Source organism: Pseudomonas sp. CFBP13508 (assembly GCF_005233515.1).
GTDB classification, from domain to species: Bacteria; Pseudomonadota; Gammaproteobacteria; order Pseudomonadales; family Pseudomonadaceae; genus Aquipseudomonas; species Aquipseudomonas mercuritolerans.
Genome location: NZ_QFZZ01000018.1, coordinates 1 through 20,261, shown reverse-complemented (window position 1 = coordinate 20,261; position 20,261 = coordinate 1). Strand labels below are relative to the sequence as shown.

Below are 20,261 nucleotides of genomic sequence, written 5' to 3'. Positions count from 1 at the left end.
GATGATCAGTCGAGAACTATCGCTCCTGACGGAGCGTTAGTCGAGATACAAGGAGCTGCCGAAGGCTGCGATCTTTTGATCTTGCTTTTGCTTTTCCGAGTGAGCCTGCTCGCCAAGGCGACCTGCTGGTCAACCCATTTCCATCGAATTCACGCGATTCACCTGTAGGAGCTGCCGAAGGCTGCGATCTTTTGATCTTGCTTTTGCTTTTCCGTGGGAGCGAGCCTGCTCGCGAAGACGTCTGCTAGATCACCTTCTACAACGGCAAATATCGACTCAACAGTGCCCGCAACGCTGCCGGCTTCACCGGTTTGGCCAGGTAATCCAGGCCCGCCGCATGCACTTGCGCCACGGTCTCCGGGCGTCCATCCGCGCTGATGACCACGCCGGGCACGGGTTCACCCAGGCGCGTGCGCAACCAGGCCATCAGCTCTGTGCCGGTGTCGCCGTGGTCGAGGTGATAGTCGACCAGCGCCAGTTGTGGCCGCACACCTTCTTTCAATATCGCTGCGCATTCTTCGCGATTGCGCGCCGTCCACACTTGGCAGCCCCAGCGGCTCAGCAGGCTGTTCATGCCGATCAGGATGCTGTCTTCGTTATCGATGCACAGTACCTGCGCGCCGCTGAGCAGTTTTCCGTTCAGTTCCACCGTGGCGCTAACTGGAGGCGTTTGTGTGCGGGCGATGGGCACCGTCACGCTGAACACACTGCCGCGCCCCGGCCAGGAGCGAACGCGCAGGGTGTGCCCGAGCACGCGGCACAAGCCATCGGCGATCGCCAGGCCCAGGCCCAGGCCTTTTTCGGCGCGGGTCTGGTGGCTGTCGAGGCGTTTGAATTCTTCGAAAATCACTTGCTGCTTGTCTTCCGGAATACCCGGGCCGCGATCCCAGACTTCCAGACACAGCTCGCCACCGCGCCGACGCACGCCCAGCAGCACCGGGCCTTTGGCGTATCGGAACGCGTTGGTGAGGAAGTTTTGCAGAATCCGCCGCAGCAGTTTGATGTCGCTGTCGATGCGCAATTGACTGCCACGCACCCGGAACGTGAGCTTTTGCTCTTGAGCCAACGCCTTGAATTCTGCGCCGAGGGTGTCGAACAGTTCGTTGACGGCGAAGGCTTTGCGATCCGGGTTGATCTTGCCGTTTTCCAGGCGCGAGATGTCCAGCAGATCGCTGATCAGGTCTTCCGCCGAACGCAGCGAGCTGTCGAGGTGTTGCACCAGCTGCTGCGCCTCCGGGCTCAAGCCTTCGTTTTGGTGGGAGAGGGCGGCGGAGAACAGTCGCGCGGCGTTCAGCGGTTGCATCAAGTCGTGGCTGACGGCGGCGAGGAAGCGGGTTTTCGACTGGTTGGCCGCCTCGGCATTGCCCTTGGCTTCGGTGAGCGCGACGTTGAGTTGCGACAGTTCCTGGGTGCGCTCGCTGACCCGTTGCTCGAGCCCTTCGTTCGCCTCGGTCAGCGCCTGTTCGGCTTCGCGGAACGCGGTAATGTCGGTGAAGCTCATGACAAATCCGCCGCCGGGCATCGGGTTGCCGATCAGCTCGATCACCCGGCCATTGGGGAACAGCCGTTCGGAAGTGTGCGCGCGGCCCTGACGCATCCAGTGCAAGCGTCGCGCGACGTGCACTTCCGCTTCGCCGGGGCCGCACAAGCCGCGTTCGGCGTTGTAGCGAATGATGTCGGCAATGGGCCGGCCGACGCTGATCAGGCCGTCGGGGTAGTTGAACAGCTCCAGATAACGACGGTTCCACGCCACCAGTTTCAGCGACTGGTCGACCACGCTGATGCCCTGGGTGATGTTCTCGATCGCGCCTTGCAGCAGGGCGCGGTTGAACTGCAGCACTTCCGAGGCTTCGTCAGCGATTCGGACTACGTCCTCCAACTGCATTTCCCGACCTTCGATGGCGGCTTTTACTACAGCACGCGTCGAAGAGGCGCCAAGGACACCGGCGAGCAAGCGTTCGGTGTGGGCGATCCATTCGCTGTCGGCGTTCTGGTTGGGGTTGAAGCCCTTGCCCTGGCGGTAGGCGAAGCGAATGAAGCTCTGCCGCGCGCGTTCTTCGCCGACAAAACGCGCCGCCAGTTGCAGCAAATCGTCGATCTGCACCGCCAGCATCGAACGGGCATTCGGGCGCGCACTGATTTCCTGGCCGATGAAACGCCCGGCCTGCCAGTGCTCGGAAACCCGCGTGCGCGACAGCACCGAGACCCAGGCGAAGAGGGTGAAGTTACCCGCCAGCGACAGCACCACGCCTTGAGTCAGCGGGGTGATCGGCAGGTTCAGTGGATTGCTGTGCAGCCACGCCAAGCCGGGGAAGCTCGCCAGTGACCAGCCGAGACTGTGCGCGGCAATCGGCAGCACCAGTGTGTAGAACCAGAGGAACGTGCCGGTGGCGAGGCCGGCGAACACGCCCCGGCGGTTGGCCTGTTTCCAGTACAGCGCGCCGAGCATGGCCGGCGCCAGTTGCGTCACCGCGGCGAAGGCGATCTGGCCGATGGTCGCCAGGCTTGCGGTCGAGCCAAGCAAGCGATAACTGACGTAGGCCAGCAGCAGAATCACCACGATGCTGACGCGGCGCACCGAGAGCATCCACTGGCGGAACACTTCGAACGGGCGCTCGGCGTTGTTGCGGCGCAACAGCCACGGCAACAGCATGTCGTTGGAAACCATGGTCGACAGCGCAACGCTGGCGACAATCACCATGCCGGTCGCTGCCGATGCGCCACCGATAAACGCCAGCATCGCCAGCGCCGGATGGGCCTGGGCCAGCGGCAGGCTGATCACGAACGAGTCGGGCAGCACATCGCTGGGCAGCATCATCTGACCGGCAAGGGCGATAGGGACTACAAACAGTGCGGCCAATGCCAGATAGGCGGGGAACACCCATTTCGCCAGGCGCAGATCCTGCGGGTCGATGTTCTCCACCACGGTCACGTGAAATTGCCGCGGCAGGCAGATGATCGCCATCATCGCCACGCCGGTCTGCACCACCATCGATGGCCAGTTGATGGTTTCCTTCCAATACGCCTCAAGGCGCGGGGCGAGCATTGCCTGATTGAACAGGTCATCGAAGCCGTCATACAGGCCGTACGTGACGAAGGCGCCGACGGCGAGAAAGGCGAACAGCTTGACCAGCGACTCGAACGCGATCGCCAGCACCATGCCACGGTGGTGTTCGGTGGCGTCGAGGTTGCGCGTACCGAAAACGATGGTGAACAACGCCAGCACCAGCGACACGATCAGCGCCGTGTCTTGAGCGCGGGTGCCCATGGCATCGGCGCCGGCGCCGATCAGCAGGTTCACGCCGAGGACAATGCCTTTGAGTTGCAGGGCAATATAGGGCAAGACGCCGACCAGGCAGATCAGCGCCACGACCACCGCCAGTGATTGTGACTTGCCGTAGCGCGCGGCGATGAAGTCGGCGATGGAGGTGATGTTCTCCTGTTTGCTGATCATCACCATTTTCTGCAGGACCCACGGCGCGCCGACCAGCAGCAGGATCGGCCCGAGGTAGATCGGCAGGAATGACCACAATTGTTCCGCCGCCTGACCGACCGCGCCAAAGAATGTCCAACTGGTGCAGTAAACCGCCAGTGACAGGCTGTACACCCAGGCGCGCACCCGTGGCGGCAACGGCGTGCTGCGACGGTCGCCGTAGAAGGCGATTGCGAACATGATGGCCATGTAGGCCAGGGCAACGACGGCGATCAGCCCGGTGGACAACGACATGCAGCACTCCCGACAAAAGACTCCCCGGCACTCCTGCCCGGGCGGACAGTCTCGCACGCGCGCGGCGGTTAGTCAGTGTCGACCAAGGTCGTGGCGTGGCGGGGTGTCGCAGTCGGGGTACCGGGTGGTTTTGTGGTGACCGGGCGGGCCTCTTCGCGAGCAGGCTCGCTCCCACGTTCTGGAATGCATTCCCTTGTGGGAGCGAGCCTGCTCGCGAAGGCGTCAGTCCAGGCGCAGCGCAATATCGATCAGGCGATGGAGCTCATCAACCTCCAGCGCCGTGGCCGAAAACAGAATCCGGAACACCACCGGCGCCACCACCAGATCGATCAAGCGATCAACACTCGGTGTCTTTTCATTCGGATAGCGATCGACAATGGTCTGCAACTGCGCACCAATGATCGCTACGCAATAGCCCGGCGTCGCGCTCGCTTGCACGTCGCGCATCATGTTGCGCCCGACCTCTGAACTCATCTCGTCGAGATATTGCTCGGCCCAGGCGCGGATATCGCCGCGCAGGCTGCCAGTGTTCGCCGGCTCGCTGTCCGGGCGCATGCGGGCGAGGGCGACGTCCGCCAGCAACGCCGCCAGATCACCCCAGCGTCGATAAATCGTCGACGGCGTTACCCCCGCGCGGGCGGCAATCTGCGGGACGGTCACGGTGGAACGTTCCTGCTCTTGCAGCAGCGCATTGACCGCCGAATGAATCGACTCCTGCACCCGGGCACTGCGGCCACCGGGACGTAAACCTTCTTTAATAGCCATGCGGCAGACCTTAACACAAAGAATTTGCTTTAAGCGTGAGGCGGTAGCACACTGCGTAAAAGCAAAAAATTAGCTTTTGCGGAGTGTGCCCATGACCAGCCCCTTGAATAGTGTTGCTTCCCACCGGTCCAGCTTGTGGTTTCTGGCGATCACCTTACTCACTTTTCTCGCCGCTTCCACCGCGCCGACGCCGCTGTATCACTTGTATCAGGATCAACTGCATTTCTCGGCAGCGATGTTGGCGCTGATCTTCGCCGTTTACGCTTTCAGTCTGTTGGCGGCGTTGCTGACGGTTGGTTCGCTTTCCGACCATCTCGGACGCAAACCGGTGATCTTCAGTGCCGTGCTGCTCAATGCGCTGGCGATGCTGCTGTTCATTTATGCCGACAGCGTGTCGTGGTTGATCGGCGCGCGGGTGCTGCAGGGTTTCGCCACCGGCATGGCCACCGCCGTTTTGAGCGCAACATTGCTCGATGCCGATCGCCAGCAGGGGCCGCTGGTTAACAGCGTCGCGCCGTTACTGGGTATGGCTCTGGGCGGTTTGGGTTGTGGCTTGCTGGCGGAATTCGCGCCGGCGCCGTTACAGCTGACTTACTGGTTACTGTTGGCACTGTTTGTGTTGCAAGGCGTGTATGTCTGGCGCTTGCCGGAAAGTGTCTCGCGGCAAGGCGGGGCGCTGGCGTCGTTGCGGCCGACCCTGCACGTGCCGGTGCAAGCGCGTTCAACGTTGTGGCGAGTGCTGCCACTGAACACCGCAACCTGGGCGCTCGGTGGTTTTTATGCCTCGCTGGCACCGTCATTGGTGCGCACGGCCACTGGCTCTACCTCCAATCTGATCGGCGGTGCGACGGTCGCGGCGCTCACCGTGACCGGTGCGTTGATGATTTTTACGATGCGCAATCGCCCGGCCGCTCAGGCGCTGCGGCTGGGCGCGAGCCTGCTGCCGGTCGGGCTGATTCTGATTTTGCTCGGCGTGCATGGCGCCAGTCTGCCGCTGTTTTTCTTCGGCACACTGGTCGCCGGTTGCGGCTTTGGTTCGGGCTTTCTCGGAGCGGTGCGCAGCCTGGTGCCGCTGGCTTTGCCGCATGAACGAGCCGGCTTGATGTCAGCTTATTACGTGCTCAGCTATCTGGCGTTCTGTTTGCCGGCGTTGCTTGCCGGGTATCTGGCGCGCAACTTTGGACTGCTGGCGACCACCGATGGTTACGGCGTTGTGTTGATCGTGCTGGCGGTTGCTGCGCTGCTGCTCAGTCTGCGTCCGCAGACGGGCAGAGTTTGCAGCGCTCCTTAGCGCGTGTGGACACTTATCTGCAAAACAGATAACAGTTAGAGATATTACCCGTTATATCGATATTCGATTCGGATCTACCATGGACTCAACCTCACCAGAGGACAGGAGTTCATGATGATTTGCCCCAACAGTGTCACCCCCGGCTACAAACCTTTCAGTCAGCTTCAACATCCTCGTGAAGTGATTCGCCAATTCACGCCGAACTGGTTCGCCGCAACCATGGGCACCGGTGTGCTGGCATTGGCAATTGCTCAGTTGCCGCTGGCCATTCCCGGATTGCGCGCCGTGGCCGAGGGGCTGTGGCTGTTCAACATTCTGTTGTTCAGCTTGTTTACCGCTGCCTACGCCGCGCGCTGGATTTTGTTCTTTGACGAGGCGCGGCGGATTTTCGGCCATTCCACCGTGTCAATGTTCTTCGGCACCATTCCCATGGGCCTGGCGACGATCATCAACGGTTTTCTGTTGTTCGGGCTGCCGCGCTGGGGCGACGGTGTCATCCAGCTGGTTGAAGTGTTGTGGTGGATCGATGTGGCGATGTCGCTGGCCTGCGGTGTGCTGATTCCGTACATGATGTTTACCCGCCAGGAACACAGCATCGATCAGATGACCGCGGTCTGGTTGCTGCCGGTGGTGGCGGCGGAAGTGGCAGCGGCCAGCGGTGGCCTTCTCGCCCCGCATCTGACCGACGCCCATGGGCAACTCGTCGTACTGACCACCAGCTATGTGCTCTGGGCTTTCTCCCTGCCAGTGGCGTTCAGCATTCTCACCATTCTGTTGCTGCGCATGGCCCTGCACAAACTGCCCCACGAAAACATGGCCGCGTCGAGCTGGCTGGCGCTGGGGCCGATCGGCACCGGTGCGCTGGGCATGTTGCTGTTGGGCGGTGAGGCACCAGCGATTTTTGCCGCGAATAGTCTGCCCGGTGTCGGCGAAATCGCCTTGGGGCTGGGCCTGGTGGCGGGGATTACGCTGTGGGGTTTTGGTCTGTGGTGGATGTTGATGGCACTTTTGATCACCGTACGTTATCTACGCGACGGCATTCCGTTCAACCTCGGCTGGTGGGGCTTCACCTTCCCATTGGGCGTGTATTCGCTGGCGACGCTGAAACTGGCAAGTATCCTCAACCTGACATTTTTCAGTGTGTTCGGTACGGCGCTGGTGATTTTGCTGGCGGTAATGTGGCTGATCGTCGGCAAGCGCACCGTGCAGGGCGCGTGGCGTGGCGAGCTGTTTGTCTCGCCGTGTATTGCAGGTTTGAAGAAATAATCCGAAAAGTTTAGGTAAGGTGTGGTCTGGATCGTGGTGCGGGATTCCAATAACAAGCACCCAGGCCTCACTACCTAACATCAGGAAACACGGAAGATGAGTCACCCCTCACAGTTCAACCTGTTGCGCACCCGGCGCTTTTTGCCCTTCTTTATTACCCAGTCGCTCGGCGCGTTCAACGACAACGTGTTCAAGCAGTCGTTGATCCTCGCCATCCTCTATCGGTTGACCATCGAGGGCGATCGCTCGATCTGGGTCAACCTTTGCGCGCTGCTGTTTATCCTGCCGTTTTTCCTGTTCTCGGCGCTGGCCGGGCAGTTCGGGGAAAAATTCGCCAAGGACGCGCTGATCCGTCTGATCAAACTCGCGGAAATCGCGATCATGGTCGTAGGATCGATCGGCTTTCTCTTCGATCATCTGTCGCTGATGCTGGTGGCACTGTTCGCCATGGGCACTCACTCGGCTTTGTTCGGCCCGGTGAAGTATTCGATCCTGCCGCAGGCCTTGCGCGACGATGAACTGGTCGGCGGCAACGGTCTGGTGGAAATGGGCACGTTTCTGGCGATTCTCGCCGGGACCATCGGCGCCGGGATCATGATGTCGTCCGAGCACTACGCGCCGGTAGTCTCCGCAGCGATCGTCGGCATTGCCGTGCTGGGTTATCTGGCCAGCCGCAGCATTCCGCGCGCGGCGGCCTCGTCGCCGGAAATGCGCCTGAACTGGAATATCTTCAGCCAGTCCTGGGCGACGCTGAAACTCGGTCTGGGCCAGACGCCTGCGGTGTCGCGCTCGATTGTCGGTAACTCGTGGTTCTGGTTTGTCGGGGCGATTTACCTGACGCAGATCCCGGCCTACGCCAAGGAATGGATGCACGGTGACGAAACCGTGGTCACGTTGATTTTGACGGTGTTTTCGGTGGGCATCGCGCTGGGTTCGATGCTCTGCGAAAAGCTCTCCGGGCGCAAAGTCGAGATCGGACTGGTGCCGTTTGGCTCGTTTGGCCTGACCGTGTTCGGCCTGTTGCTGTGGTGGCATTCCGGTGGGATCCCGGACAGCGTCACCGGCCATAGCTGGATTGCCGTGCTGGGCTTCGTGCACACCTGGGCGGTATTGATCGACATCCTTGGCCTAGGCATTTTCGGTGGTTTCTATATTGTGCCGCTGTACGCGCTGATCCAGTCACGCACGGCTGAAAACGAACGGGCGCGGGTGATTGCCGCCAACAACATTCTCAACGCGCTGTTTATGGTGGTGTCGGCGATTGTTTCGATCGTCTTGTTGAGCGTCGCCAAGCTGTCGATCCCGCAACTGTTCCTGGTGGTGTCGCTGCTGAACATCGGCGTCAACGCCTACATCTTCAAGATCGTTCCGGAATTCAGCATGCGCTTCATGATCTGGCTGCTCAGCCATTCCATGTACCGCGTCGAGCACCGCAACCTTGAAGCGATCCCGGACGAGGGCGCGGCGCTGCTGGTGTGCAACCACGTGTCGTTCGTTGACGCCTTGCTCATCGGCGGTGCCGTGCGTAGGCCGATTCGCTTTGTCATGTACTACAAGATCTACAACCTGCCCGTGCTGAACTTCATTTTTCGCACGGCGGGCGCGATTCCTATCGCCGGACGCCAGGAAGATATCCAGATCTACGAAAAAGCCTTCACGCGCATTGCCCAATATCTGAAGGACGGTGAGCTGGTGTGCATTTTCCCGGAAGGTAAATTGACCGCCGATGGCGAGATCAACGAGTTTCGCGGCGGCGTGACGCGGATTCTGGAGGAGACGCCGGTGCCGGTGATTCCGCTGGCGCTGCAAGGATTGTGGGGAAGTTTCTTCAGTCGCGATCCGAACAAGGGCTTGTTCCATCGGCTGTGGTCGCGGGTGACGCTGGTGGCCGGACCGGCGATTACCGAAGGGACGGAGCCGGCGAAGTTGCAGGTGTTGGTGGGGGAGTTGCGCGGGGCTGTTAAATAGTCGGTGTATCAAAAGGCCCCTTCGCGAGCAGGTTCGCTCTCACAGTTGGCCCTGTTCCAATAACGGAACGCGGTTGAATGTGGGAGCGAGCCTGCTCGCGAAGACGCTAGTGGCTTAAGCGCTGACTTTAAGGCCTATCAAACCTGTGACGATCAACGCCACACTGACCAGCCGAATCAGCGCCATCGACTCGCCGAACAAAATGATCCCGGCGATCACCGTACCCACGGCACCGACACCGGTCCAGATCGCATACGCCGTACCCAACGGCAATTCCTTCATCGCCAGACCGAGCAAACCAAGGCTGATGGCCATGGCGGCAACGGTCAGGGCAGTGGGGAGCGGGCGGGTGAAGCCGTCGGTGTATTTCAGGCCGACGGCCCAGCCGACTTCGAACAGGCCGGCGCAAAACAGAATGATCCAGGACATGCAGGACCTCCATCGATTGACGGGGTCGTCCCCAGATGAATGACTCGATCGAGCCGCAGGGTCGTCCCCGCGTTGCGCAATATACTGACGAGCATTAACCCGGGGATCAAGTTTTCGGCTCAGTCGACCGCCCGTTGCGCGAGGTTGTCGCGGTCTTCCTTCTCGCTCATGCGCCGGAAGTACGTCGACAGCAGTGCTCCGGAAATATTGTGCCAGACGCTGAACAGCGCGCTCGGCACCGCCGCCAGTGGCGAGAAATGCGCACTGGCCAATGCCGCGCCCAGTCCCGAATTCTGCATGCCGACTTCCAGTGCCAGCGACTTGCGCTGAGCCAGCGGCAAGCCGAACAGGCGCCCGGTGAAGTAGCCGAGCAGATAACCGAAGCTGTTGTGCAGCATGACCACGGCCATGATCAGCAGACCGGACTCGGCGATTTTCGCCTGACTCGCCGCCACCACGGCGGTGACAATAATCACGATGCTGACCACCGACACCAGCGGCAACACATCCACCGCATGCCGCACCTTGTCGCCGAGCAGCCGCTGCGCGACCACGCCGAGAACGATCGGCAACAGCACCACTTGCAGGATCGACCAGAACAGCTCCATGAACGATACCGGCAACCACGCCGAGGCGAGCAGCCAGATCAGTGCCGGGGTCAACAGTGGGGCGAGGAGGGTGGTGACCGCGGCAATCGCCACGGAAAGCGCCAGATCACCGCGCGCCAGCCAGGTCATCACGTTCGAAGAGGTGCCGCTCGGGCAGCAACCGACCAGAATCACCCCGACGGCGATTTCCGGCGGCAGGTGAAACACCTGGCAGAGCAACCACGCCACACCGGGCATGATCACGAAATGCGCAACCACGCCCAGCGCCACCCGCCACGGATGGCGAGCGACGGCGGCGAAGTCGTCGAGTTTGAGGGTCAGGCCCATGCCGAACATCACAAGACCCAGCAGCGGTACGATCGCGCTTTTCAGGCCGATGAACCACGCCGGTTGCAGGAAGGCCACGACGGCGAATATCAGAACCCAGTAAGCGAAGGTATTGCCGACAAAGCGGCTGAGTGCAGCCAGTGCGCGCATGGCTTGATCCTTATTTTTGGTTACACCACAAAACATTGTGGGAGCGAGCCTGCTCGCGAATGCGGTGAGCCAGACACATTAATGTTGACTGGCACACCGCATTCGCGAGCAGGCTCGCTCCCACAGGTTAGATACTCGTCAGAGTCAGATCCCCTGCGGCATCTCTTCCCCACCCAACGCTTCAACCAGTGCCGGCAGGAAGTCGCCGAAGGTCAGCATCATCAGGGTAAAGCTGGCATCCAGTTGGCCCAGGGCTTCGTCGCCACCGTCCTGTTCCGCCTGATCCTGCAACAGATCCTCGAATTTCAGGCGTTTGACGGTCATCTTGTCGTCGAGCATGAACGACAGTTTGTCCTGCCAGGCCAGCGACAGCTGAGTGACGACTTTGCCGGTGCTCAGGTGCAGCTGGATTTCTTCGCTGGTCAGGTCCTGACGCTTGCAACGGACGATGCCGCCGTCTTCGTGGGTGTCGCGCAGTTCGCACTCGTCCAGTACATAAAAATCGTCGGCGGCTTTCTGCGTGGTGACCCACTCGGTCATCACCGCAGTCGGTGCCATTTTCACGGTGAGCGGACGCACGGGCAGGGTGCCGATCACTTCGCGCAGGGTCGACAGCAGGTCTTCGGCGCGCTTCGGGCTGGCCGAGTTGACCAGGATCAGCCCCTGTTTCGGCGCGATCGCGGCAAAGGTCGACGAACGACGAATGAACGCACGAGGCAGGAACGCCTGGATGATTTCATCCTTGATCTGATCGCGTTCCTTCTTATAGACCTTGCGCATCTGCTCGGCTTCGATCTCTTCGACCTTTTCCTTGACCGCGTCACGCACGACGCTGCCCGGGAGAATACGTTCTTCCTTGCGCGCAGAGATCAGCAGGAAATCGCCGCTGACGTGTACCAGCGGCGCATCTTCGCCCTTGCCGAACGGCGCGACGAAACCGTAAGTGGTCAACTCCTGGCTTGCACACGGCCGCGCCAGTTTGGTCGCCAGTGCAGTTTCCAGCGCCTCGGCATCGACAGGCAGGTCTTGGGTCAGGCGATAGATCAGCAGGTTCTTGAACCACATGGGGTGAGTCACTCCTTTATACAAAGGGGGGCATTATTGTCTTCGCCGGGGCATAGGCCAACCCTTCTCTAAGCCTTTGGAAGGCCTCGGAAAATTATTTAAAAAAGTGCTTGCCAGAGGTTGGGGTGCTCCGTAGAATGCGCGCCACACCGAAGCGAAGGGTGATTAGCTCAGCTGGGAGAGCGTCTGCCTTACAAGCAGAATGTCGGCGGTTCGATCCCGTCATCACCCACCATTCGTTTCAAGTGTTTAGCGCAGCGGTAGTTCAGTCGGTTAGAATACCGGCCTGTCACGCCGGGGGTCGCGGGTTCGAGTCCCGTCCGCTGCGCCATATTCGGTAACCTGGACCACTGAACGCCAGGTCGCCACGGAAAAACCCGCTGAAGCGGGTTTTTTTCTGTCTCAAGGTTGTACCCGCGGGATGTATCGTTTCACCGGTTTTCAGATTTTTTTGAAAAATATTCAATTAAATCAACACTTTACGAAAACTTGTGGCATAATGCGCCCCGTAACGAAGCGAAGGGTGATTAGCTCAGCTGGGAGAGCGTCTGCCTTACAAGCAGAATGTCGGCGGTTCGATCCCGTCATCACCCACCATTCGTTTCAAGTGTTTAGCGCAGCGGTAGTTCAGTCGGTTAGAATACCGGCCTGTCACGCCGGGGGTCGCGGGTTCGAGTCCCGTCCGCTGCGCCATATTCGGTATCTGGAACTGAACGCCAGACACCACAAAAAGCCCGCCTTGTGCGGGCTTTTTGCTGTCTGCGATTTCTGTAGGAGCTGACGAGTGCAACGAGGCTGCGATCTTTTGGCTTTTTCGAACAAGATCAAAAGATCGCAGCCTCGTTGCACTCGTCAGCTCCTACATGGGATGTGCAGAGGCATTCTGACTGTGTCGATAATCGCTCACCGCCTCGTACACTGCCTTGCGCAAGCGATTGATCCCGCCAATCGGCCGATGCGCCTCGATGCCGAACCACGGATTGAACGACAGGTTGTCGCATTGCAGATTCAGTGCCGGCGTGTCGAAGTCCTGCGCGGGCAGGGTGATCCGCGCCACGGTTTCAAACGGTGCATCCTGCTCACGCCACTCAATGCTCGTGTCCTCGATCGGCATGTATTTGTTCTCGTCCTGGCGCTGGATCTGCAAGGCAAAACACGCCGGCACCCGATCCGTCGACAACTGTTGATTCAGTGCACTGCGCAGGAAATTCGGCAAGTCGTGATTCTGTTTGGGCAGCGTATACGCCGGGCAACTGTCCGGATCCGGCACGACGCGGAATTTCGCATTGGCCTCACCGAACTTGTAGGGCGATACCGAGAAATATGTGGTCTCGGTCGGACTGTCCGGCGGCGCTGACAGGGTTGCCAACGCGATGAATAGATGACGGACCTGCCAGGTGCGCGGATCCCATGTCGGAAAAAACGCCATGACCCTCTTGCCGTCAGCCTGCGCCGCCACATTCTGACGATACTCTGAGACATTGCTGACAAAGAAATTCGGATGGCTGAACATCACGAAATCCTGTTCATGCTGGTCCTGGCGGTTGCCGAGCAGTTGCGTGCCAGGAACCTCAAGCAACTTGATCGCCATTCCGCGCGCGTCGCGAATGCTGTCGAATTGTGGATAGGCATTGCCGTTGGACAACCGGATCAACGCCTGCCAGGTCTTGCCCGGCTCGCTGAACACACCCCGTCGCAGCGATTGCGCCAGTTCCGGTAACACCTGCACTTGCGCCTTCACGCAGCCATGCGCTTTGGCGTGAGCATCGCGCAGATAACGCGTGGGTTCGCGGTGCTGGTCGACGATGCGCACTGCGGTTTGAATGATGTCCTGGGTCATCGCCGCTTCGCCTGCTGGAATCTGTTCCTGCGCCGACACCGGCCCGCGATGCTGCCAGGCAAACCACGCGGCGGCGATGGCCCAGCCGAGCAGGGCGATGACCAGCAGGATCAGCAGCGCCTTGCCAAGCAAACGCCCCAGCCACAGCCAGAAACGCGCGAGTGGCGGCAGTTCTCTTTTGAATGTCGGCATGATCATGGCAACTGCGCCTCCAGTGGACCGCCCAATACTTTCAGGTATTCGAGCAGCGCCCAGCGCTCCTCGGGTTGCAGGAGTCGGCCGATCACCCCGTTGCCGCGCGCGCCGGCGCGGAATTCGTGGCCGCTGTTGTGGTTGCCGCAGATGCGCGTGTCGAACAGAAAACCGTTGGTGAAAGGCTCGGTGCGATAACCGAGATGGCGCGGGTCGTATTCGAGCGTGCCTTTATAGAAGGTGGTTGCACGCTCATCCTGCGGTGACAGCAACTGATAGATGCTCGGCACCGAACCGTTGTGCAGAAACGGCGCAGTCGCCCACACGCCTGCCAGCGGTCGAGCCTTGTAAGCGACTTTTTCGCGCACGCCGATCGGCAGGCCGAAACCGTCCATGCGCGGTTTTTCTTCCGGCGTGATCTTCGCTTCTTGATAGGCCCGGTTTTCCACGAACGCGGTGACGTAAGCCAGGCCCTTGGCCACCGACAATTGGCTCAGATCAAGCGGCTCCTTGGGTTCGGGGTGCAGTTTGACGTCCATCTTTTCCAGCTCATTGACATCCCATTGCAGTGCGCTCAGGTCGAAACGGTGACTGGCAATGTTGTTGGCCGCATTCGGATCGGTGCCGATCACCTCCACGGGAAGCATGTGCAAGTGCTGCACCCAGCGTTCGCCTTCCTGCGATTGGCGCGGGACATGGCAGCCGGCGCAGTTTTCCGCGAACAGCGCGCGGCCTTTGGCGGCCAGCGGCTTGTCGATGGCACCGAACAGATCTTCCGGCCAGGTTGGCGGCTTCAACTGTTGCAAGGTTTCTTCGATGGCGTGCAGATCACGCACGCGCACGCTGGAGGGGTAGCGCGCAGCGCCTTGCAGCGGCTGACCGTTGGCGTCGAAGAAATTCAGCGTGGCACCGACGCCGAGCGCCTCGCCGATATTACGCGCCATCGGCTGCTGGGCAGAGCCGTTCCATTGCACCCAATCGAACGTCCACATGTCCCATAGCTGCGGGTAATCCACCGGGGCATCGGCCACTCGGTAGTTGGCAGGGGAAATCGCATCACCGAACGTGGCGTTGGCTATTCGGCCGAACGCGTCGGTGCGGCCCGGGCCTTCTTCGGTCGGATAGAGGCCGCGATGGGTGTCGTTCCAGGCTACTTTGAGGAAAGTATTCAGCGAGGTTTTGAAGTCTTTGCGCAATTGCTCGTGACGAGTGTCGTATTCATCACCCAAAACGGTTCTGGCGAAGCGCTCGAATTTCCATGGGTTGTAATAGGTCGAGGCCAGACTTGCGACCAGGGCCTGTCCGAAACTGCCACCGCGCAATGTAGGAACGCTGGAAGGCAACACATGTTGCGCGGTACCGCCATCGATGCGCACGGCCTGGCCTTTGAAGCGCAACTCGCCGGTGTGGCAAGCGGCGCAGGTGATGTCCAGATAGTGCTCGGAGGCGTTACCGGGATTCTGGTGCCGGGCAAAACCGACGGGGAGGTTGCCGGGATTGTTCGCGCTCGCTTTCTGCTGCGGGTCGACCAGGAAGCCGAAACGGGCGAGATATTCAGGGGAGGCGAAGCGCTGCTTGGAGAAGGGCAATTCCAATGCCTGGAACCACTCGTAACGCAGGCCTTTGACTTGCGTGCCCTGCGGCGTGAAATAGTAGGTCTGCCGTTGCTCTTCGCTCCATTGATCCAGGTAACGTACCTGTTGCGGCGGGGTGTAGAAGGGCAATTTCGGGTTGGCGACGTAATAGACAATCACCGCAACGGCGATTAACGCCAGCACTATCACCACACTGATAACGCGGAATAAGAGGCGCAAGTTGAACATCCTTGTCGAATTGTTGCGCTGTTATGCCTGAGTGGCGCTGGCTGGGCAAGTGGCCATTACGCCAGAAGCTGAGGCAAGCGCCGACGAGGCTTGTCGTCCGTGGATGACAGAAGCTTCATCCAGCCATCGGCCAAATGCGTTTTAATCCCTGAACTTATCGGAAGAATCCTGCTCTCATGCCGGTAGCCATTGGTCGTGGCGGCCTGATAAGCTCGCGGCTTTACTCGATTGCCCATTCGGCGCATGAACAAGGAAATAGCATGAAACAGCATCGGTTGGCGGCGGCGGTAGCCCTGGTTAGCCTGGTACTCGCGGGTTGTGACTCGCAGACCAGCGTAGAGCTGAAAACCCCGGCGCAAAAAGCTTCCTACGGCATCGGCCTGAACATGGGCAAAAGCCTTGCCCAGGAAGGCATGGATGATCTGGACTCCAAAGCGGTAGCCCAGGGCATCGAAGATGCCGTTGGCAAGAAAGAACAGAAGCTGAAAGATGAAGAACTGGTCGAAGCCTTCGCCTCGCTGCAAAAGCGTGCTGAAGAGCGTATGGCCAAGATGAGCGAAGAGTCGGCAGCCGCCGGCAAGAAATTCCTCGAAGAAAACGGCAAGAAGGCTGGTGTAACCACAACCGCCTCCGGCCTGCAGTACGAAGTAGTGAAGAAAGCCGATGGCCCACAGCCTAAGCCGACCGACGTCGTCACTGTTCACTACACCGGCAAGCTGACCAACGGCACCGTATTCGACAGCTCCGTCGAGCGCGGCAGCCCGATCGATCTGCCAGTCAGTGGCGTGATCCCGGGTTGGGTTGAAGGTCTGCAACTGATGCACGTTGGCGAGAAGTACAAACTGTACATCCCTAGCGATCTGGCTTACGGCGCTCAGTCGCCAAGCCCGGCAATCCCGGCCAACTCGGTTCTGGTCTTCGACCTGGAACTGCTGGCCATCAAGGATCCAGCCAAAGAAGAAGCCGCTGCCAAGTAACACGCAACGGCTCGAAAACAACGCCTCGCTAATGCGGGGCGTTGTTGCATCTGCAGGTTGGGAAAGGTAAACAGAGCGAACTGACGACGATCAACACAGTCATAGCTTTGAGGCTGCCCGCGCTAGACGCCCTGAGCTGCCAAGTCAATGAAATATTGGGCTTTTTTATGTGAGTAAAAAACGCCCGATCTGAGCGCAGCCCTTATGAAACGGGGCTCTCAGCGCTGAAATGCAGCTCTGTTCACAAGGTTATCCACAATTTGTGTGGATAACATTTCAACGGGAAGAATAGATGAAAGCTCCGTGGAATTTCGCTCGATTCCTGCCGTTGGCCGGTCGCCTGCTGGCCCGTGGACGCCTGCCGACCCTGTTGTTTGCCGTGGCCAGCAAAGGCGCCGCGCAAGGCAATCGCTTGGGCAAACTCAAGCATGATCTGCGCTTGCTGCAGTCGTTATGCCTGGCCTACTGGCGTGGCGAGTATCGCGCGATCAGTGCCAAGTCGCTGATTTCGGTGGTGGCCGGCCTGATGTATTTCCTCAGCCCGGTGGATGCCATTCCGGATTTCATTCCAATGTTCGGCATGCTCGATGACATCGCTGTCCTCGCCTGGCTGATGAAAACCCTCGATGACGAACTCAACGCCTTCCGCCTGTGGCGCAAACGCCAGCAACCCGAAAAGCTGGCGGTGGTTGAACGCCTCCCTGATACCCCTGAACAATTGCAGCTGCAAGGCCCGAAAAAGCCCTGACTGACCAAGTCTGCCTACAGATAGATACCACTCGCGACCGTAGCCGCTGTTAGGATTACACTTCTAGGGAAAAGTGCCGACTCGCTAAGTGGTGTTGTCCTACGGGGTAGTCATGGATATTCAGATAATTGCACGCGATGGCGAACCCGAATACGCGGTTCTGCCGTGGGCTCAATATCAGGCTCTACTGAAAGCAGCAGGGATCAACGCAACACCGGCGCCGCAGCCAGCAGCGCCGCTCGCCACCTCGCCGGAGCCGATTCTTCCGGGTCTGGATCAATTACGCAGTTTGCGCGAAGGGAAGGGCATCGCCATCGAGGCGCTGGCCCGCACGGTAGGCATCAGCCCGTCTTACCTGGCCATGATCGAAAATGGTGAGCGTCAGCCCGACGCCGCGATTCGCCGCAGCCTGGCCTGGGAACTGACGGTGCCGGGTTGGAGGGATGAATCGTGAGCGTACGCATCAGCCGTCAACATTGGGACGGATTGCTGGGGGAACTGGACCAGGCGCGCCGTCAGCGCCATCTTCTGACCTATCGAGCCTTGCTTGAGCGTTTGCAGCTGCCGACGCCGGCGATGCAGACGCTGACGGCTGCGCTGGAGCATCTGGCCGCACTGGATGCCAAAGCCGAGCAGCCTTTGCGCAGTTCGCTGGTCATCAGTCAGGGTGCGAGTCGTTTGCCGCGTACCGGGTTCTTTGAATGTGTCGAGCGTCTGGGGCGCTTTTCCGGGCCGTCAGATGGCGTTGCGGCGGCGTCCTGGCATGCGTCGGAAGTGGTGCGGGTCTTCGAATACGAATACCCGGAATCGGCGGAGGCCTGAGTGTTTCTGCGGCTCAAGGCGCGGGCCGGTTACTGGCTGGCCCGCCGGCTGTTTCATTGGTCGTGGTTGGTTCGCCAGCCGCGTGGCTGGCGCTGGCTTGAAGGCCAGTTCGCGCGCATGGCCAACCTCGGCGATGTCGATGCTCAAAGCTTTTATGGGCACATTCTGACTTTTCGCGGCGTTGGGCTAGGCGCGCGTGAAGAAGGCGTGCGTCTGCTGCGTCTGGCGGCGTTGGCCGGCGACGGTAAAGCCGCTTATCAAGTCGGCGTGATCAGCCTCGCCGGTACGCCGAGCAAGGCGCCGGATCCCGTTGAGGCCGCTCGTTGGTGGAGCATGGCCGCCAAGGCCGGCCACCCGTTGGCCGAGCTGAAGCTGCAACAGCTGAGGGCTGGTGATTCAACGCAGTAATTCCATGTATGTCTTCTAAGTAAACGCGGCGTGAGGTTTTCCTCACGCCGCGTTTACGTTTCTGCCTGCAGGTTTTTCGCTTGATGCTGGATTGCAGATTAGTCCTACATCCTTTGCCTACTCGCCTGACTTCTTTCCTCTTTGATCCCCCGCACAGTTCCCGCGACTAATTTCTTGCGCGAGGGACCGCTCATGCTTCAGCCCGTTTTTCAGTCCACCTTGTTTGCTCGCGTGTGTTGATGGAAGCCATCGCGCGCATCGAGCAGGAACTCGACAGCTTTCCGCAAACGCTCAGCCTCTACCGCAAACAGCTTGATCACTGGCTCAGTCGCAGGGCGGACCAGATCAGCGAGGCAGCAGACCTGCCGTCGCTGGTGGGTATGGAGCGGATCATCCGCTTCGGCGATAGCAGCACGGCGGTCAGCAGCAGCGACGACGAATTTTCCTCCAGTGTCGTCCAGTGCCCGCAGGGCGGGCTGATGCAGATCGAGAGCAAATTCGAATCGGTCTACGACATCCCGCTGGGCAACATTTCCGTCGATGTGGTCGACGTGGATAGCGGCAAGACCAGCCCGGTCACCCTTGATCAGCAGGGCAAGGCTGAATTCAGAGGCGAAGAGGGCAAGTTCTACCGTGTTTTGGTTCACAGCGCTGTCACCTCCAGTCAAGTCACCGAGCTGTTCGAATCCTACGACGGTTTGACCGGCGAACTGGAACACTGGCTGCGTAGCGAGTGGCAAGGTTTCAAGCCGCAGTGGTCACAGTCGGTGGCGATAGCGGCCAGCAACGGCATGCTTGCTGGAAGTTGGGCCGCTATCGAAGGCGTGTGGGACAGCCTCGGTCTGCTCTCGGAAATTCTTCAGGATCCCGGCAAGTTTGCCGAGCGTCTAGGCAGCGGCGCGGCTGATCTGATCGAGCTGGCACAGACCGCTCCGGATCTCATGGAAAAGCTGCAGTTGCTGGTCAGTGACGAGGCGGCGATGTGCTTGCTGCTACGGTCGACGAGCCTGTGGCTGGACATGCTGCCGCCCAGCGCGATTGCCGACAAGTCCGCTGAAGTGGCGTCGATGATGATCGTGCAACTGATCATCGATGTGTTGATCAGCGTGGTGCTGACGTTTGTCGGAGCGGGGGCGGGGATCGCTTATCTGACGCTGCGTCTGGCTGACCGCGCAACGCAGCTGTTCAACGTCGCCAAGCGTCTGGTCAAGGCGCTGTTCAGCATCGTCAACGCCTTTATTGAATACGTCGACCGCTACAAAGCCGTTGCCGCGCGGGGCATCGCCGCCGGGGTGAAAAAGGGCCGGATGCAATTGCGCTGGGATGCCAAGCGCAACGCCATGTTGAAGAAAGACGAGCCCCACGACGACGCGCCCGACCAGGCAAAAAACCCCAACGGCGATGCCGCCGATTGCGTACCCAACACCTGCAAGAACGGCTGCCCGGTGTCGATGGTCACCGGCGAAGAACTGCTGACCCTGACCGACGCGGTGCTCGATGGCGTGCTGCCCTTCGAGTTCACCCGTTTGTACCGCAGCAGCGCGGTCGAGATCGACATCGGCCTGGGTTTCGGCTGGAGCCATACGCTCGCGCATCGCCTGGCCTTCGACAGCGATGGCGTGATCTGGATCGACCACGAGAACCGCCGCACTCGGTTTCCCCTGCCAAACGTCGCGCGTCCAGCGATTCACAACAGCCTGTCGCGGGCGGCGATCTTTCTCGGCGAGGATCCGGAAGAACTGATTCTGGCTCTGGCCGGGGAAACCGCGCGGTTCTATCACTTTCGCGCCGGCCGGCTGACCGCAATCAGCGATGTCTACGGCAATCGTCTGACCCTGCAACGCGATCGCTCCGA

At 60.1% G+C, this 20,261-nt stretch carries 16 protein-coding genes and 4 tRNA genes; 13 read left to right on the top strand and 7 right to left on the bottom strand.

The features are described 5' to 3' along the window. Positions 1-256 precede the first annotated feature (256 nt). Both PspCFBP13508_RS27255 and PspCFBP13508_RS27250 read right to left on the bottom strand, forming a co-directional pair. Complete coding sequence (locus PspCFBP13508_RS27255; RefSeq protein WP_137216282.1) at positions 257-3,727, bottom strand: PAS domain-containing hybrid sensor histidine kinase/response regulator; 3,471 nt, start codon at positions 3,725-3,727, stop codon at positions 257-259. Positions 3,728-3,949: 222 nt separating this feature from the next. Next, the gene (locus PspCFBP13508_RS27250) at positions 3,950-4,492 is read right to left on the bottom strand and encodes a TetR/AcrR family transcriptional regulator (protein WP_137216281.1); all 543 of its coding nucleotides are present in this window, start codon (positions 4,490-4,492) and stop codon (positions 3,950-3,952) included. A gap of 103 nt (positions 4,493-4,595) precedes the next feature. On the opposite strand from PspCFBP13508_RS27250, the gene PspCFBP13508_RS27245 reads away from it, so the two are divergent. The 3 genes from PspCFBP13508_RS27245 to PspCFBP13508_RS27235 all read left to right on the top strand — a co-directional run bounded on the left by PspCFBP13508_RS27245 (position 4,596) and on the right by PspCFBP13508_RS27235 (position 9,017). After that, positions 4,596-5,783 carry an MFS transporter gene (locus PspCFBP13508_RS27245; RefSeq protein ID WP_137216283.1) on the top strand — a complete coding sequence of 396 codons (1,188 nt, stop codon included), beginning with the start codon at positions 4,596-4,598 and terminating at the stop codon, positions 5,781-5,783. 114 nt (positions 5,784-5,897) lie between these two features. Then, positions 5,898-7,049: a TDT family transporter gene (locus tag PspCFBP13508_RS27240; RefSeq protein ID WP_137216280.1), complete on the top strand. Its 1,152-nt coding sequence runs from the start codon at positions 5,898-5,900 to the stop codon at positions 7,047-7,049. A 96-nt stretch (positions 7,050-7,145) separates the two neighbouring features. Continuing rightward, on the top strand, positions 7,146-9,017 hold the full coding sequence (locus PspCFBP13508_RS27235) for an MFS transporter (RefSeq protein ID WP_137216279.1): 1,872 nt from the start codon (positions 7,146-7,148) through the stop codon (positions 9,015-9,017). A gap of 114 nt (positions 9,018-9,131) precedes the next feature. On the opposite strand, the gene sugE is transcribed toward PspCFBP13508_RS27235, so the two are convergent. The 3 genes from sugE to rdgC form a co-directional block, all read right to left on the bottom strand. Further along, positions 9,132-9,446, bottom strand: coding sequence for a quaternary ammonium compound efflux SMR transporter SugE (gene sugE / locus PspCFBP13508_RS27230; RefSeq protein ID WP_024012188.1), 315 nt, complete (start codon positions 9,444-9,446; stop codon positions 9,132-9,134). Between the two features lie 119 nt (positions 9,447-9,565). Continuing rightward, a complete protein-coding gene (locus PspCFBP13508_RS27225) occupies positions 9,566-10,531 on the bottom strand; it encodes a bile acid:sodium symporter family protein (protein ID WP_130900882.1) in 966 nt (321 codons plus the stop codon). Positions 10,532-10,675: 144 nt separating this feature from the next. Next, positions 10,676-11,596, bottom strand: coding sequence for a recombination-associated protein RdgC (gene rdgC / locus PspCFBP13508_RS27220; RefSeq protein WP_024012190.1), 921 nt, complete (start codon positions 11,594-11,596; stop codon positions 10,676-10,678). Between the two features lie 159 nt (positions 11,597-11,755). Here rdgC and PspCFBP13508_RS27215 point away from each other — a divergent pair. From PspCFBP13508_RS27215 to PspCFBP13508_RS27200, 4 genes are all read left to right on the top strand, one after another. Then, positions 11,756-11,831: transfer RNA gene (locus PspCFBP13508_RS27215), tRNA-Val, on the top strand. A gap of 19 nt (positions 11,832-11,850) precedes the next feature. Next, positions 11,851-11,927: transfer RNA gene (locus PspCFBP13508_RS27210), tRNA-Asp, on the top strand. 190 nt (positions 11,928-12,117) lie between these two features. Continuing rightward, positions 12,118-12,193 (top strand) — tRNA-Val (locus PspCFBP13508_RS27205). Between the two features lie 19 nt (positions 12,194-12,212). Further along, positions 12,213-12,289: transfer RNA gene (locus PspCFBP13508_RS27200), tRNA-Asp, on the top strand. Positions 12,290-12,455: 166 nt separating this feature from the next. Here PspCFBP13508_RS27200 and PspCFBP13508_RS27195 read toward each other — a convergent pair. Next, positions 12,456-13,634, bottom strand: a complete 1,179-nt coding sequence (locus tag PspCFBP13508_RS27195; protein WP_137216278.1) for a catalase family protein — start codon at positions 13,632-13,634, stop codon at positions 12,456-12,458. Next, positions 13,631-15,442: a di-heme-cytochrome C peroxidase gene (locus tag PspCFBP13508_RS27190; protein ID WP_137216277.1), complete on the bottom strand. Its 1,812-nt coding sequence runs from the start codon at positions 15,440-15,442 to the stop codon at positions 13,631-13,633. The genes PspCFBP13508_RS27195 and PspCFBP13508_RS27190 overlap by 4 nt, the downstream gene beginning before the upstream one ends. Before the next feature lie 269 nt (positions 15,443-15,711). Between PspCFBP13508_RS27190 and PspCFBP13508_RS27185 the strand changes: the two genes are divergently transcribed. The 6 genes from PspCFBP13508_RS27185 to PspCFBP13508_RS27160 form a co-directional block, all read left to right on the top strand. After that, entirely contained in the window at positions 15,712-16,428 is a 717-nt protein-coding gene (locus PspCFBP13508_RS27185; protein ID WP_076566750.1) for an FKBP-type peptidyl-prolyl cis-trans isomerase, read from the top strand. Between the two features lie 292 nt (positions 16,429-16,720). Then, positions 16,721-17,176, top strand: a complete 456-nt coding sequence (locus PspCFBP13508_RS27180) for a YkvA family protein (protein WP_137216276.1) — start codon at positions 16,721-16,723, stop codon at positions 17,174-17,176. A gap of 112 nt (positions 17,177-17,288) precedes the next feature. Next, positions 17,289-17,630, top strand: a complete 342-nt coding sequence (locus PspCFBP13508_RS27175; RefSeq protein WP_137216275.1) for a helix-turn-helix transcriptional regulator — start codon at positions 17,289-17,291, stop codon at positions 17,628-17,630. After that, complete coding sequence (locus PspCFBP13508_RS27170) at positions 17,627-17,998, top strand: hypothetical protein (RefSeq protein ID WP_003223109.1); 372 nt, start codon at positions 17,627-17,629, stop codon at positions 17,996-17,998. Before PspCFBP13508_RS27175 ends, PspCFBP13508_RS27170 begins: the two co-directional genes overlap by 4 nt. Then, the gene (locus PspCFBP13508_RS27165; protein ID WP_137216274.1) at positions 17,999-18,406 is read left to right on the top strand and encodes an SEL1-like repeat protein; all 408 of its coding nucleotides are present in this window, start codon (positions 17,999-18,001) and stop codon (positions 18,404-18,406) included. It begins immediately after the preceding gene. Positions 18,407-18,645: 239 nt separating this feature from the next. Next, a partial coding sequence (locus PspCFBP13508_RS27160) for a DUF6531 domain-containing protein (RefSeq protein WP_241669555.1) occupies positions 18,646-20,261 on the top strand: 1,616 nt, incomplete at its 3' end.

Excerpts from the sequence above, each read along its gene's own strand:
- rdgC (WP_024012190.1), bottom strand. The coding sequence starts at position 11,596 with ATGTGGTTCAAGAACCTGCTGATCTATCGCCTGACCCAAGACCTGCCT.
- PspCFBP13508_RS27225 (WP_130900882.1), bottom strand. The coding sequence starts at position 10,531 with ATGCGCGCACTGGCTGCACTCAGCCGCTTTGTCGGCAATACCTTCGCT.
- PspCFBP13508_RS27240 (WP_137216280.1), top strand. The coding sequence starts at position 5,898 with ATGATTTGCCCCAACAGTGTCACCCCCGGCTACAAACCTTTCAGTCAG.
- PspCFBP13508_RS27185 (WP_076566750.1), top strand. The coding sequence starts at position 15,712 with ATGAAACAGCATCGGTTGGCGGCGGCGGTAGCCCTGGTTAGCCTGGTA.
- PspCFBP13508_RS27255 (WP_137216282.1), bottom strand. The coding sequence starts at position 3,727 with ATGTCGTTGTCCACCGGGCTGATCGCCGTCGTTGCCCTGGCCTACATG.
- PspCFBP13508_RS27235 (WP_137216279.1), top strand. The coding sequence starts at position 7,146 with ATGAGTCACCCCTCACAGTTCAACCTGTTGCGCACCCGGCGCTTTTTG.
- PspCFBP13508_RS27250 (WP_137216281.1), bottom strand. The coding sequence starts at position 4,492 with ATGGCTATTAAAGAAGGTTTACGTCCCGGTGGCCGCAGTGCCCGGGTG.
- sugE (WP_024012188.1), bottom strand. The coding sequence starts at position 9,446 with ATGTCCTGGATCATTCTGTTTTGCGCCGGCCTGTTCGAAGTCGGCTGG.
- PspCFBP13508_RS27180 (WP_137216276.1), top strand. The coding sequence starts at position 16,721 with ATGAAAGCTCCGTGGAATTTCGCTCGATTCCTGCCGTTGGCCGGTCGC.
- PspCFBP13508_RS27195 (WP_137216278.1), bottom strand. The coding sequence starts at position 13,634 with ATGATCATGCCGACATTCAAAAGAGAACTGCCGCCACTCGCGCGTTTC.
- PspCFBP13508_RS27175 (WP_137216275.1), top strand. The coding sequence starts at position 17,289 with ATGGATATTCAGATAATTGCACGCGATGGCGAACCCGAATACGCGGTT.